Source organism: Ochrobactrum sp. Marseille-Q0166 (genome assembly GCF_014397025.1).
Taxonomy (GTDB): Bacteria; Pseudomonadota; Alphaproteobacteria; order Rhizobiales; family Rhizobiaceae; genus Brucella.
The window spans coordinates 466,563-480,553 of record NZ_JACJUO010000001.1 but is presented as its reverse complement, the minus strand read 5'-3'; the positions used below and the strand labels follow the sequence as shown (position 1 = coordinate 480,553).

The window sequence follows — 13,991 nt, the reverse complement described above, 5'->3', positions numbered from 1 at the left end:
GATCAGTAAACGCGCTTCTTAGGCGCAATCTTGGCCAGGCTGATGCCGCCCTCTTCCTCGGTCGTCAGTGGATCGAGATGAACAGGGCGATAATCCAGCTTCACATCGCCATTTGGCGACAACCAGGACAGAGTGTGTTTACGCCATTCGGCGTCGTTACGGTCCGGGAAATCCTCATGCGCATGCGCACCGCGGCTTTCTTGACGGGCTTCAGCCGAAACGACTGTCACCATCGCGTTTGCCATCAGATTTTCCAGTTCCAGCGTTTCAACGAGATCCGAATTCCAGATCATCGAACGGTCACTGACCTTAACGTCAGGCAGTTCTTTCCAGATTGCGGACATACGCTCGACGCCTTGCTTGAGCGATTCAGAAGTACGGAAAACGGCTGCATCTTCCTGCATGGTACGCTGCATTTTCTCGCGCAGTTCTGCGGTTGGTGTCGAGCCGTTGGCATAACGCAGGCGATGGAAGCGATCCATGATCTTATCGACGGCTGCTTCGTTGATGTCAGGAATTTTCGCAGCGCGGTCGATGACTTCGCCAGCGCGGATTGCAGCCGCACGGCCAAACACCACAAGATCAATCAGCGAGTTGGAGCCAAGACGGTTGGCACCATGTACCGAAGCACACCCTGCTTCACCCACAGCCATCAGGCCTGGCTGAACACGGTCAGGATCTTCTTTCGTCGGATTCAGCACTTCGCCCCAATAATTGGTTGGAATGCCGCCCATATTGTAGTGAACGGTTGGCAGAACCGGAATCGGCTCCTTTGTCACATCGACGCCTGCGAAAATCTTGGCCGACTCCGAAATACCCGGCAGGCGTTCATGCAGAACAGCTGGATCAAGATGGTCGAGATGTAGATAAATGTGATCCTTATTCTTGCCAACGCCGCGACCAGCGCGGATTTCCATGGTCATGCAGCGCGAAACAACGTCACGCGAAGCAAGGTCCTTGGCGGAAGGTGCATAACGCTCCATGAAGCGTTCACCTTCGGAATTGACGAGATAGCCGCCTTCACCGCGTGCACCTTCAGTAATCAGGCAACCTGCGCCATAAATGCCGGTTGGATGGAACTGAACAAATTCCATGTCCTGAAGCGGGAGGCCGGCGCGTGCTGCCATGCCACCACCATCGCCGGTACACGTATGAGCCGAGGTTGCCGAGAAATACGAACGGCCGTAACCACCCGTCGCCAGAACCACCATCTTGGCAGAGAAGCGATGGATCGTGCCGTCATCAAGATTCCAGGCAACAACGCCGGTGCACACACCGTCAGTCATGATCAGATCAAGCGCAAAATATTCGATGAAAAACTGCGCATTGTTTTTCAGCGACTGGCCGTAAAGCGTGTGCAGGATCGCATGACCGGTACGGTCAGCGGCCGCACAGGTGCGCTGTACGGGTGGACCATCGCCAAAATTCTGCATGTGGCCGCCGAATGGGCGCTGATAGATTTTGCCTTCTTCGGTACGCGAGAACGGAACGCCGTAATGTTCCAGCTCATAAACCGCAGCCGGCGCTTCACGCGCCAGATATTCCATGGCATCCGTATCGCCCAGCCAGTCAGACCCCTTGACGGTGTCGTACATATGCCACTGCCAGCTATCCGGCCCCATATTTTTCAACGAAGCGGCAATGCCGCCCTGCGCTGCAACCGTGTGCGAACGCGTTGGGAAAACCTTGGTGATACAGGCGGTTTTAAACCCCTGCTCAGCCATGCCGAGCGTTGCGCGAAGACCCGCGCCACCGGCACCAACAACAACAACGTCGAACTTGTGATCTACAAACTTGTAGTTCTTTTCGCCCGCAGCACTGGCCGCGTTTTTTTCTGCACTAGCCATCGGGCTATCAACCTCCGAAGCTCAGCTTGAGGATCGCATAGACGCAAGCCACACCAACAACAACGGTGAAGAAGGTGTTGAGCATGACGAGCAGGACCTTCAGGCCTTCGCCGTGAATGTAATCTTCAATAATAACCTGCATGCCAAGACGCATGTGGTAAACGCCGGTCAGCACGAACAGCGCCATCACCAGAGCTGTAAACGGCTGTGCAAGAACAGCTTTCACTTCCGCGTAGCTGGCGCCATGAAGTGAAATAACCAGACCTATGAAAAACAGGACCAGCGGGACAAGTGCGACAGCACTCATACGCTGAAACCAGAAATGGCCAGTGCCTTCTTTGGCCGAACCAAGACCACGAACTTTGCCGAGAGGTGTACGCATATCGTTCATGTCAGAACTCCTTTCAGCGCACTGCGAAAGCAACAACCCAAACAAGGATCGTCGCAGGCAGCGAGAAGGCCAGCGTCAGCCAAGCGATCTTGCTGGCTGTATGCTTTTCAAGTCCGGCACCCATGTCCCAGATGAAATGGCGTACGCCGCCGGCCAGATGGTGCAGAAGCGCCCAAGTATAGCCGAACAGAACCAGATAGCCGATCCATGAACTATAGACCCAGCTCACCATGTTGAAGGCATCTTCTCCGATAGCAGCGGCAATTAGCCATGCAGCGAGCAGGAGGGTTCCGAAATAAAGCGTGCCGCCGGTTATACGATGGATGATTGACATCGTCATCGTGATCTTTGGTCGATAAATCGACAAATGTGGCGACAAAGGACGCTGACGCGTAGCGGTCGGTTGTGTCATGGCTCTCGTGGGCTTCCCTGACGTTTCTACCCATTTCATCTTGCCAGTCTCTTACTGGCACAATGAAACGAATGGCCGGTTCATTTGGAGCTTCTTGTGTCCGAATGGACTCACGAAGAACGCTCCAACTTCTTTAATCTGCGCATCATACTTTCCAAAAATCAGAAACGATTTTCGGAGCGATGCGGTAAAACCGAGTTCGATGTCGCTCACAACGCAGGAAACAAAATCTTCGATCCTGCGCCGACACGACCCAGAAAATGTGGCTGGATCGTGTCGTACGACCCTATGTGGCGCTTTCTACTGCGCTTTTACCACTACGTCAAAGAAGCTTTTTCACCAAAAGACTAACAATTGGTCGCACCTCTACCACACTTTCGCGTGATTCCGGATTTTAAACGATTGAAGTCCGCAATCCCGAAAAACATGTGTAATTTCATCCACTTTTGTAGCTGAAGTTAGTTGCCGAAGCGAATCACGTAGCTTGACCAGTCGGCAGCAGCTGCAACCTGCTCATAGAGCTTGCGGCCATCTTCCGGTACGCGGGGCGCATTGAGGACGAGCTTGGACCAGCTGCGCTCTTCTGCCTTGTCGGCGAGCAGATCGATCAGGGCCTTCGCTATGCCTTTGCCACGATGATCATGATGCACATAAATATGGTCCACCTGACCGGCGCGCAGACCTGAAACCGGTTCCGGAAGGTCGTAGAAGATTACGAAGCCGACCAGATTGCCATCAACACGAGCACCTAGAATCTCGGTGGCGCGATCCTGCAAAAGATGTTCGGCATAAAACTCGTCCGGACGGCGGGGCGCACCCCGCTTCAATGCCTGCGCATAGCTTGCCAACAGTGGTGCAAACTCATGAGCATCACGCAGGTGCAAAAGTGCAATATCGACGGCATGATCTGTGCTCATGAGCAATCTTTCCTCCAAAACATATTTCCCCAAAAGGTAGTCCTGCAATTGTAAACAACAGCCCGCCCAAAGGTAAAGCACATAGCACGCAATTCAGATAAGCTTGCGCCCGCTGCCAGTTCCTCGAAACTCTACTACATTGTCATCAAGCATCATTGGAAGCGCCGTACGAACACAATTGCGACCATTTTTCTTGGCTTCATACAACGCACCATCGGCACGCTTGTAGACATCGGAGAAAAAGTCATCGAACTCCATCTCCGTTACACCGAAACTGACCGTGAAAGGGACATCACCACGAGCGGTGGGAAGCGCCAGATCGGCACATGCCAATCGAACACGTTCCGCAAAGCGCCATGCCGATTGAATTGTATGGCCTGGTAACAAAACCGCAAACTCTTCACCGCCCATACGAGCAGCAATCCCACCTTTTGTTACGGCAGAGCGCCGCAACTCATCCGCAAAAATAGCAATCACCCGATCGCCTAAAGAATGTCCGTGGGTGTCGTTGATGGCCTTGAAAAAATCGATATCGCAAACAATCAGTGAGAGAGCCTGCCGCATGCGTTTGGATTTTTCGATAGCTGCTTCAGCGCGAAACTCAAAGCCGCGCCGGTTGAGAAGACCGGAAAGCTGATCGGTCTCCGAGCGCAAAGTGACATCCGAAATCAGTTCGCCCATCAAGCTCAGTAACAGCAAAAGACCGGCAGCAACCGAAAGTCCAGCACCAATAGACTGCACCAGCAGGGCATAGTCAGTCTGAATATAGTCGTTGGGGTTGGCTCCCACTCCACCGACAAGTGTAGCGAGAACAGGCTTCATCAAAAAATGAAGAGCACTGATCGAAAATAATCCTGCCATTAAGCCATCAAATGCGCCCCATGACCGACCAAACGGTCGCGTTTGCACGCGGCTGTTTGATCGTCCGCGCACTATCACCCATACAGCCAGCAGTAACATCACACAGTATGGCAGCTGATAAAGAATTCGCCCCACCATTTTGCTACGGGCAATGTCATATATACCGAAGATTAACGCCAGCGACGCGGCAAGCAGAAATCCGAGTTGCCACCATGGCACAGGTGATGAGTACATCCGAGCGAGACCTATCACCAAACAAGCAAGCGTTATCAGGTAAGCCGTGAAACCGAGCATGTAGCCAAGCTTCTGGTTTGGTATCGACGGAATAAGCAATTCGGTTAAGAAATAGAGCATCGCAAAAACGAAGCCCAAGGCAAAAACCGGAGCAGCAGCATTATCACGCGCATAGGCAGCAATACCAAGAAACGTAAATGCAAACAGACCGGATACGGTCATGTTGATCAGCAGTATGAACTCTGCACCGTCCATCCATCCATCCCGGCACACATGCCTACAGGTGCTTGAAGCCGCACACCATGTGTTTGAAACATATTAGATTAAAATGGTGAAAAAGCATCTAATTTAGATGCAAACCTTACGCGTTCTTTATGAAACATAAAAACCGCCGGATCGCCCCGGCGGTTTTTTTAAATCGTCTCTTGGCGGATATCAGTTCCAGTCACGAATATCCACGAAATGACCGGCAATTGCCGCTGCCGCTGCCATAGCTGGCGATACCAGATGTGTGCGGCCCTTGAAGCCCTGACGGCCTTCGAAATTACGGTTCGAGGTGGAAGCGCAACGTTCACCCGGCTTCAAGCGGTCGTCATTCATGGCAAGGCACATCGAGCAGCCCGGCTCGCGCCAATCAAAACCTGCTTCAATGAAAATCTTGTCGAGGCCTTCAGCTTCCGCCTGCTCCTTCACAAGACCCGAGCCCGGAACGATCATGGCGTTGACACCATCAGCGACCTTCTTGCCAGCAGCCATGCGCGCTGCATCGCGCAGATCTTCGATACGTCCATTGGTGCACGAGCCGATGAAAACGCGGTCGATCTTGATGTCAGTCATCTTGGTGCCTGGCTTCAGGCCCATATAATCAAGAGCACGCCACTTGGATGCACGCTTGGTTTCATCCTTGATCTCGTCCGGATTAGGAACAATATCAGTGACGAAGACGACATCTTCAGGCGATGAGCCCCAGGAAACGACTGGCGAAATCTTGGCAGCATCCAGCTCGACGATCTTGTCGAAATGCGCACCTTCATCCGAATGCAGCGTCTTCCAGTAGCCAATCGCCTGTTCAAGCGCATCGCCCTTTGGTGCGCGTGGCTTGCCACGTACATAAGCGAAAGTCGTTTCATCCGGCGCAATCAGACCAGCGCGTGCGCCGCCTTCAATCGACATGTTGCAGACTGTCATGCGACCTTCCATCGACAGCGAACGAATGGCGCTGCCTGCATATTCGATCACGTAGCCGGTGCCGCCTGCCGTACCAATTTCGCCGATAATAGCGAGCGTGATGTCCTTGGCAGTGACGCCCGGAGCCAGTTCACCCTCAACGCGCACCAGCATATTCTTTGCTTTTTTCTGGATTAGCGTCTGGGTTGCAAGCACGTGCTCAACTTCCGACGTACCGATGCCATGTGCCAGAGAGCCGAAAGCCCCATGCGTCGAGGTATGGCTGTCGCCACAAACAATCGTCATGCCGGGAAGCGTGAAGCCCTGTTCCGGCCCAACAATGTGCACGACGCCCTGACGGCGGTCACGCTCTGAATAATACTCAACGCCGAAATCGGCTGCATTCTTAGCGAGCGCCTCAACCTGAATGCGGCTTTCCTCGTTCTTGATTCCGTTGATACGGTCCGGCGATGTCGGAACATTATGATCGACCACGGCCAGCGTCTTCTCTGGATGACGCACCTGACGTCCAGCCATGCGCAGACCTTCAAAGGCCTGCGGGCTTGTCACTTCGTGCACAAGATGGCGATCAATATAAAGGAGGCAGGTACCATCGTCCTGCTGATCCACTACATGGTCGTCCCAAATCTTGTCATAAAGTGTACGCGGCGCGCTCATTGCGAGAGTTCCTTTGAATAGTTCTTAATTTGAGCTGTCATATGCACCCACCGCCGCATTTCGTCAAGAAACACAAACCGCAACAGGGTGTCGCAGTAACAATCTTGCGGAATATTGGCAGAATTATGCAATATGTTACGCAGGCTTTTTGCTTTTGCAAATAAAAAGGCGGTCCGAAGACCGCCTTTTTCAGATTCTTGCGAGAAATGGCTTATTCAGCAGCCGTCTTCGCAGCTTCTGCCTTAGCAGCAGCGATCTTGTCGGCTTCGCGTTCTGCCTTGGAGCGGTTGTCTTTCTTCTCAGCAATACGTGCTGCCTTACCGGTAAGGCCACGAAGATAGTAAAGCTTCGCGCGACGGACTTTACCGCGGCGAACGAGTTCAACGCCTTCTACGATCGGCGAATAAACTGGGAATACGCGCTCTACGCCTTCGCCGTAAGAAATCTTGCGAACAGTGAAGCTTTCGTTGATGCCAGCGCCGGAACGTGCAATGCAAACGCCTTCATAGGCCTGTACACGGGTACGCGTACCTTCAGTAACGCGAACCTGAACACGAACTGTGTCGCCTGGCTGGAAATCTGGAAGCTTGCGCTTTTCTTCGATCTTAGCTGCCTGCTCAGCTTCAAGCTGACGAATGATGTCGGTCATCATCTGACTCCTTCTGAATTCTTCTCAAACAGTCAGAGCGCTCTGCACTTACCACCAAGCGATTAAGGCCTTGTGGTTATGCCCGAAAAGTCAGGCAGGAGCGGTACACCATTTATTGGTTTAAAGATGTCGGGTTTTCCCGAACTGGCGCGGCAATACACTATTGCTGCAAATGAATCAATATCAGCACAGCGAAATCGCAACGCGTTTCAGATCATTTGCGCTTGCTCTCACGATAAGCTTCCCAAAGATCAGGACGCCGTTCCTTTGTAATGCGTTCAGCCTGCGCGTGACGCCATTTTGCGATGGCGCCATGGTTGCCTGATGTCAGGACATCCGGAATAGCGCGCTCTTCCCAAACCTGTGGGCGGGTATAATGCGGGTGCTCAAGAAGCCCGGTTTCAAAGCTCTCCGTCTCGCCCGATTCGTGATTGCCCATCACCCCTGGCAAAAGCCGCACGATGGCATCCAACAGAACAATAGCCGCAGTCTCGCCACCCGAAAGAATATAATCGCCAATCGAAATCTCTTCGAGCGCGCGTCCTTCAATCACCCGTTCATCGACGCCTTCAAAGCGTCCGCACAGAATGATAGCGCCCGGACCATCAGCCAGTTCACGCACGCGCTTTTGAGTGAGTGGTGCGCCACGCGGACTCATCAGCAGCATGGGGCGGTCATCCGCAACCGAATCGAGTGCACGTGCCACGACATCGGCCTTCATCACCATGCCTGCACCACCGCCTGATGGCGTGTCGTCGACCATCCGATGCTTGCCTTCAGCAAAATCGCGAATCTGCACCGTATCAAGCGACCAGGTGTTCTCAGCAAGCGCCTTGCCAGCAAGAGAGACACCCAGAGGACCAGGAAACATCTCGGGGTAAAGAGTCAGCACCGAGGCATGAAATCCCTGTCGTGCTTTATCGGTATAAGGCAGATCGCTCATGACTTGCTTGGTCGCTTCTTTTCGTTTTGCGACTTGTTGCGCTCATGAACCGGATTGTCGTCCTCATCAGAAATAAGACCCGCAGCATATGGCTCAACTGTTATCGTTCCCTTTTCAAAGTCGATCTCCGGCACCGCTGCTTCTGTAAATGGGATCAGCATCGGGCGCTTACCCTTGAGGCTGAGCTCAATCAGATCGCCACCACCAAAATCAAAAAGAGCACTGACAGTACCATAAGATTTGCCATCAGCATCAAATGCTTCAAGACCAATCAGATCAGTCTGGAAAAACTCGTCTTCATCAAGTTCGTCATCATGCAATTGCGAGCGGTCAATGAAGAGTTCGGTGCCATTCAGCGCCTCAGCTGCATTACGGTCATTAACGCCTTTGAACCGCACAACAACAACCGTTTTGGCTGCGCGCGCTTCAAGTACTTCATAAGCTTTGCCTTGTTCATCATAAAGATGACCATAGTCAGCAATTGCCAGAGGATCGTCGGTAAATGTCTTGACCCGAACTTCGCCACGTATGCCATGAGCGGCACCCACGACGGCAAGCTGGATCGGATTTTCTGGACGTGGCATGAAAATTTCCGCGATTAGATACAATTTCTAATCGCTTACTCAATTTCCAGCAAAAACGCCAAGAAAAACGAAAAGCAGCATCTTTACTGCCCGGCAACCAATCGCTGGCAGACTGCTTTCAACACAACCAGACCAGCGAATCCGATCATGACCAGCCAAGCCGAGTTTCTCATTCCTGCCCGTGCCGACCTTGCGGCCGCTCGCGAAGAATGGCTGAAATCGCTCAAAGACATGCGCCGTCTGTCGGAAAACACTCTTGAGGCGTATGAACGTGATACGCGCCAGTTTCTGCAATTCATGACCAGGCATCTTGGTGAGTCGCCTTCGATCAAAGACGTTGGTAATCTGCGTGTCGCGGATTTGCGCTCTTATCTGGCCAACCGCCGTAATGACGGCGCCGGCCCACGCACATTGGGACGCGGGCTTGCGGGCGTTCGCTCCCTGCTTCGCCATCTTGAAAGACGCGGATTGATAAATGCCGCAGGAGCAAGTGCTATACGTGCGCCGCGCCAGCCAAAATCACTGCCAAAGCCGTTGACGGCCGAAGATGCCCGCCGCGTTGTGTCCGGCGATGGTCAGATGGCGGAGGAGCCATGGATCGCAGCCCGCAATGCTGCCGTTCTCACGCTGCTCTATGGTTGTGGTCTTCGCATTTCAGAAGCACTCGGCCTTGCAGGTGATGCGTTAAACGACGCATCTGTGCTTTCGATCACCATCACCGGTAAAGGCGGCAAGTCCCGCATGGTACCGCTGCTGCCAGCGGTGCATCGCGCCGTCGCCCAATATCGTGCGCTGTGCCCGTTTGATCTCTCTGCCGACAAACCTTTGTTCAGAGGCGCCAAGGGTGGAGAACTTCACGCCGCCATTATTCAGCGTGAGATGCAGAAATTGCGTGCAGGCCTTGGTCTTCCCGACACTGCCACGCCGCATGCGCTCCGCCATTCCTTTGCAACGCATCTGCTTGGCCGCGGCGGTGATCTGCGCACCATTCAGGAATTGCTTGGCCATGCGAGCCTCTCAACAACGCAGGTCTATACGGGCGTCGATACGGCTCGGCTTCTTGATGTTTACGACAAAGCGCATCCTCGCGCTTAATCAGGGGTGCCATCCGACACTAACCATCCTATATTCACTTCATGAAAAAGCTGTTCTTCCTTTTTGCCTGTGCCCTCATCGTCAGCTCAGCCAATGCGCGTGCGCAAAGCACTGACGCCAGCTGTTCCCCACACGGGGTCAATCTGATCGATGGTCTGGACAAAAAAGACCCCAAGCTCTGGTCCGAGCTTCAGGCAGAAGCAGAAGAAATGCCTAATCAAAAGGGCATCTTCTGGAAAATCGAGAAAGACGGCCTTGAACCGTCTTATCTGTTCGGGACCATCCATTTGAGCGATCCGCGCGTCATGGCCCTGCCCGACGCTGTGACGAAAGCCTATGACGACGCCGACAAGCTCGTGGTCGAAGCAACGGACATTGTCGATCAGAAGGCCTTTCTGCGGGTTAAAGTTGAACAGCCTGAGCTTATCCAGTTCACCGATGGCTCAACACTGCAATCGCATCTGCCGCAGGATCAGCTGGAGGAGATCGAGAAAAAGCTGGAAGCGCGCGGCATTATTCTGGGTGCTGTCGGCAAGATGAAGCCGTGGATCATCACCAGTCTGTTGGCCCTGCCCAAATGCGAACGGCAAAGAAAGCTGGAAGGAGCAGACTTTCTCGACGGCCATCTGATTACGCAAGCGCAGGATCAAGGCAGGACCGTCATCGGTCTTGAAAGCGCGGTTGAGCAGCTTGAGGCGATGAACCGGCTCCCGCTTGATTTCCATATTCGCAACCTGATATCAGCCGCCCAATATGGCGACAGCATCGAAGACGCCATGGAAACCACGATTGTGCTCTATCTTCAGGGTGAAATCGGAATGATTATGCCCGCATTGCGGAAAATCGTGCCGGACAGTCTATCCAAGGAAGACTACGACCTTTTCCAGAAAGTCTTGCTCACAGACCGCAACCACATCATGGCGCAACGGGTCGCCCCAGTCCTCGCCAATGGCGACGTCTTTATCGCCGTCGGTGCCCTGCATCTGCCCGGCAAGGAAGGACTGGTAGAACTGCTGCGTGCGCAGGGCTATAGGCTAACAGCAATGTAAGCGCATACCCAAAAGTGGAACCATCCTGGCCTGCTCGCGTTAGACTTTCCAATGGTTGCAACCAACTGGAGGAGAGCTAATGGTTGACCCACTCGATCCACGCAACGATCCACTAAACAACCCGCGTCATGCTGATCCAATGGCGGACCCCGTTGGCAGACCGCCACAACCCAGAGGCAGCAGCGGTATTTTTCTTGCGGTTATCCTGATCGCTGCAATTCTGATCCTCGGCTATTTCTTCTATAGAGGCGGCGGCTCCAGAGATACGACTGCACCGCCGCCGCCCCCCGCATCACAGGGCGAAACAACAACGCCACCGGCAGCGCCGCCTGCAACCCCGCCGGCACAGAACTAAGCTTACGAAAAAGGCCCGCTTGCGCGGGCCTTTCTGCATCGGGATCAACCCGGAAATTACGTGTGATCACGATTACATGTGAATTGGCTTGGCAAAGGTTGCCAGTGCCGATTCACGAACGGCTTCCGACATGGTTGGATGCGCGTGGCAGGTACGTGCCAAATCTTCGGACGAACCACCAAACTCCATCAGAACGGCCAGTTCATGGATCATTTCACCGGCATTGTAGCCGAGAATATGCGCACCCAGAACGCGATCCGTTGCCTTGTCGGCGAGGATCTTCACAAAGCCGTCTGTGTGCAGCATGGCGCGTGCACGACCGTTTGCAGTGAAAGGAAACTTGCCGATCTTGTATTCAATGCCAGCAGCTTTCAGTTCTTCTTCAGTCTTGCCAACGGAGGCTACTTCCGGCTGCGTGTAAACAACGCTTGGAATGACTTCGAAGTTTACGTGACCAGCCTGACCGGCGATGATTTCAGCAACAGCAATGCCTTCATCTTCGGCCTTGTGCGCAAGCATCGGGCCCTGAACCACGTCACCGATGGCATAGATGCCTTCGACATTGGTGCGCCAGTGACTATCGATTGCCACGCGACCACGCTCATCAACATTAACACCTGCTTCTGCAAGACCAAGGCCATCCGTGTAAGGACGACGGCCCGTCGCGATCAGAACCGCATCGGCTTCAAGCACTTCTGCATCGCCGCCCTTGACTGGCTCAAAGGTCACTTTCGCGCCCTTACCAGCCTTTTCAACGCCAGTAACTTTCGCACTCAGCTTGAAAGCAATGCCCTGCTTTTCCAGCAGACGCTGGAACTGCTTGGACACTTCGCCATCCATCGCACCCAGAACCTTGTCGAGATATTCGACAACGGTCACTTTCGAGCCGAGGCGCGACCAGACGGAACCAAGTTCCAGCCCAATCACACCGCCGCCGACAACGACTAGACGCTCCGGAACCTTGTCGAAAGCAATCGCGCCGGTCGAAGACACGATGACCTTTTCGTCAATATCGACCTTGACGCCCGGAATACCAGCAACATCAGAACCTGTTGCGATAATGATGTTCTTGGCTTCGATTTCCTGCACGCTGCCGTCTTCGGCAGTCACCGAAACCTTGCCCTTGGCAACGATCTTGCCGGTGCCGATGTAAGGCGTGATCTTGTTCTTCTTAAACAGGAATTCTACACCTGTGACATTCGACTTAACCGTCGCATCCTTATGCGCCAACATCTTTTCGAGGTTGAGCTTCGGCTTGCTGATTTCAACGCCCAGTGCATCAAATGAGTGACCAGCTTCGGCAAACACTTCGGACGCATGAAGCAGCGCCTTGGAAGGAATGCAGCCAACATTGAGACAGGTGCCGCCAAAGGTCTTGCGCTTTTCCACCACGGCCACCGAAAGGCCAAGCTGTGCGGCCTTGATTGCGGCTACATAACCGCCAGGGCCGGTACCGATGACAACCACATCGTAAGACATTGAACTATCCTTCTTCATTCTGATCCAGGATGACCAGCAATGGCCATTAAACTTTCATGAGATCGGCAATCCGATCATTCTTCTTCAGGTGAGCATGACTTGAAACGGAACGTTTCAAATTGAAGCGCCTTTTCTGGCTTCGCTGCGCCAAAATCATATCCGTCAAGCGCTGTCGCCAGATCGGGAAACAGGATTGCCTGCGCGGCCGGCTCATCGGCCTTTGGCAGCACATCCGCTTCCGCGCCTTCCTTCAGCGCATAGACGACGCTCTGCCAGAGGCTGCAGTCATCGAGGTCTTCGGGATCGGTACCACCGTTCTTGCAGTTATAGGTAATGAGCGCATAGGGGCGAGCCACCCCCTCTTCCGGCCAGATGACGAGGCCTGAGAGTTTGAACTCCGGCTTGTCGTCAGCGGTAATCGTGAATTCATTGGTCGGTGCCGGGGTCATCTTGAGCGCATTGGATTGCACGGCATTGAAAGTCAGTGTGTATGCATCGCCCTGATCGCGATAGACTGCACGGTTCTGCGTGCAGGCAGCCTGAACCGCGCTTGAGAAAACCGTCACGGCAAGGGCTGATGCCGTAATCACTTTAAAGAGCTTCTTAATGTCATGCATCTGTCGGTTCTCCTCGACTATCCGGCAGCGATTACTGTGCCTTCGCCCTGTCACTGCGCTTTCGCGATGGCAAGTTTCAGACCAAGTGCAATGAAAACGACACCGCTTGTTCTGTCGATCCATTTGGAGGCGCGCGAGAAAACTGCGCGCATCTTTGGGGTCGTCATAAAAAGGCTGACACCGATAAACCATGAAATCAATGCCGTGGCCATTACCACGCCATAGCCAAGCTTCACTTCAGTCGGAGTATAAAGGCTCACAACCGTCGAAAAAATGGACAGGAAGAAGAATACTGCCTTGGGGTTGAGCGCATTGGCGGCGAAGCCCAGACTGAAAGCCTTTAGCGCGCTCTGCCTTTGCCGCTGATCCTCTGCGCTCATGTCCACATCAACCTTCGTTGTGCCCGCTCGCAACGCTTTAATGCCAATATAGACCAGATAGGCAACACCGCACCACTTAACGATATTAAACAGATAGATCGACTTGGAAATGATCAGACCGAGGCCAAGGACCGTATAGGTGACATGCATCATGAGCGCTGCACCGATACCGAAGCTGGTAATGATTGCCTCGCGACGGCCATGCATGAGCGACTGACGAATAACCATCGCCAGATCAGCGCCCGGTGAAACAATGGCAAAGACGAAAATCGCCATCAGAGATGCAAGTTCAAACAGATAGGGATGCATCGCTTTTCCTTCACCCCGCATCTC

Annotated in this window: 16 protein-coding genes; 4 read left to right on the top strand and 12 right to left on the bottom strand. The window is 53.5% G+C overall.

The window, feature by feature from the left end:
• Positions 1-2: 2 nt before the first annotated feature.
• The 3 genes from sdhA to sdhC are packed head-to-tail and all read right to left on the bottom strand — an operon-like array spanning position 3 to position 2,650.
• On the bottom strand, positions 3-1,847 hold the full coding sequence (gene sdhA, locus H5024_RS02245) for a succinate dehydrogenase flavoprotein subunit (protein ID WP_187543830.1): 1,845 nt from the start codon (positions 1,845-1,847) through the stop codon (positions 3-5).
• Between the two features lie 7 nt (positions 1,848-1,854).
• Positions 1,855-2,238 (bottom strand): succinate dehydrogenase, hydrophobic membrane anchor protein, encoded by a 384-nt coding sequence (gene sdhD, locus H5024_RS02240; protein ID WP_187543829.1) that lies wholly within the window; start codon positions 2,236-2,238, stop codon positions 1,855-1,857.
• A gap of 13 nt (positions 2,239-2,251) precedes the next feature.
• Positions 2,252-2,650, bottom strand: coding sequence for a succinate dehydrogenase, cytochrome b556 subunit (sdhC, locus tag H5024_RS02235; protein WP_187543828.1), 399 nt, complete (start codon positions 2,648-2,650; stop codon positions 2,252-2,254).
• 96 nt (positions 2,651-2,746) lie between these two features.
• On the opposite strand from sdhC, the gene H5024_RS02230 reads away from it, so the two are divergent.
• Entirely contained in the window at positions 2,747-3,001 is a 255-nt protein-coding gene (locus tag H5024_RS02230) for a hypothetical protein (RefSeq protein ID WP_247875201.1), read from the top strand.
• A gap of 107 nt (positions 3,002-3,108) precedes the next feature.
• Here H5024_RS02230 and H5024_RS02225 read toward each other — a convergent pair whose 3' ends face one another.
• The 6 genes from H5024_RS02225 to rimM form a co-directional block, all read right to left on the bottom strand.
• Entirely contained in the window at positions 3,109-3,567 is a 459-nt protein-coding gene (locus H5024_RS02225) for a GNAT family N-acetyltransferase (protein WP_187543827.1), read from the bottom strand.
• Positions 3,568-3,660: 93 nt separating this feature from the next.
• Positions 3,661-4,917, bottom strand: a complete 1,257-nt coding sequence (locus H5024_RS02220) for a GGDEF domain-containing protein (RefSeq protein WP_187543826.1) — start codon at positions 4,915-4,917, stop codon at positions 3,661-3,663.
• Between the two features lie 180 nt (positions 4,918-5,097).
• The gene (leuC, locus tag H5024_RS02215) at positions 5,098-6,507 is read right to left on the bottom strand and encodes a 3-isopropylmalate dehydratase large subunit (RefSeq protein ID WP_187543825.1); all 1,410 of its coding nucleotides are present in this window, start codon (positions 6,505-6,507) and stop codon (positions 5,098-5,100) included.
• Between the two features lie 211 nt (positions 6,508-6,718).
• Positions 6,719-7,156, bottom strand: coding sequence for a 50S ribosomal protein L19 (rplS, locus tag H5024_RS02210; protein ID WP_187546534.1), 438 nt, complete (start codon positions 7,154-7,156; stop codon positions 6,719-6,721).
• 214 nt (positions 7,157-7,370) lie between these two features.
• A complete protein-coding gene (trmD, locus tag H5024_RS02205; RefSeq protein WP_187543824.1) occupies positions 7,371-8,099 on the bottom strand; it encodes a tRNA (guanosine(37)-N1)-methyltransferase TrmD in 729 nt (242 codons plus the stop codon).
• Positions 8,096-8,683, bottom strand: a complete 588-nt coding sequence (rimM, locus tag H5024_RS02200; protein ID WP_187543823.1) for a ribosome maturation factor RimM — start codon at positions 8,681-8,683, stop codon at positions 8,096-8,098. Before rimM ends, trmD begins: the two co-directional genes overlap by 4 nt.
• Positions 8,684-8,830: 147 nt before the next feature.
• On the opposite strand from rimM, the gene H5024_RS02195 reads away from it, so the two are divergent.
• The 3 genes from H5024_RS02195 to H5024_RS02185 all read left to right on the top strand — a co-directional run bounded on the left by H5024_RS02195 (position 8,831) and on the right by H5024_RS02185 (position 11,182).
• Positions 8,831-9,778 (top strand): tyrosine recombinase XerC, encoded by a 948-nt coding sequence (locus H5024_RS02195; protein ID WP_187543822.1) that lies wholly within the window; start codon positions 8,831-8,833, stop codon positions 9,776-9,778.
• 41 nt (positions 9,779-9,819) lie between these two features.
• The gene (locus H5024_RS02190; protein WP_187543821.1) at positions 9,820-10,827 is read left to right on the top strand and encodes a TraB/GumN family protein; all 1,008 of its coding nucleotides are present in this window, start codon (positions 9,820-9,822) and stop codon (positions 10,825-10,827) included.
• Positions 10,828-10,906: 79 nt separating this feature from the next.
• The gene (locus H5024_RS02185; RefSeq protein ID WP_187543820.1) at positions 10,907-11,182 is read left to right on the top strand and encodes a hypothetical protein; all 276 of its coding nucleotides are present in this window, start codon (positions 10,907-10,909) and stop codon (positions 11,180-11,182) included.
• Positions 11,183-11,254: 72 nt separating this feature from the next.
• On the opposite strand, the gene lpdA is transcribed toward H5024_RS02185, so the two are convergent.
• From lpdA to H5024_RS02170, 3 genes are all read right to left on the bottom strand, one after another.
• Positions 11,255-12,661, bottom strand: coding sequence for a dihydrolipoyl dehydrogenase (gene lpdA / locus H5024_RS02180; protein WP_187543819.1), 1,407 nt, complete (start codon positions 12,659-12,661; stop codon positions 11,255-11,257).
• 74 nt (positions 12,662-12,735) lie between these two features.
• A complete protein-coding gene (locus H5024_RS02175; RefSeq protein WP_187543818.1) occupies positions 12,736-13,278 on the bottom strand; it encodes a hypothetical protein in 543 nt (180 codons plus the stop codon).
• Between the two features lie 50 nt (positions 13,279-13,328).
• Entirely contained in the window at positions 13,329-13,967 is a 639-nt protein-coding gene (locus tag H5024_RS02170) for a LysE family translocator (protein WP_187543817.1), read from the bottom strand.
• Positions 13,968-13,991: the final 24 nt, after the last annotated feature.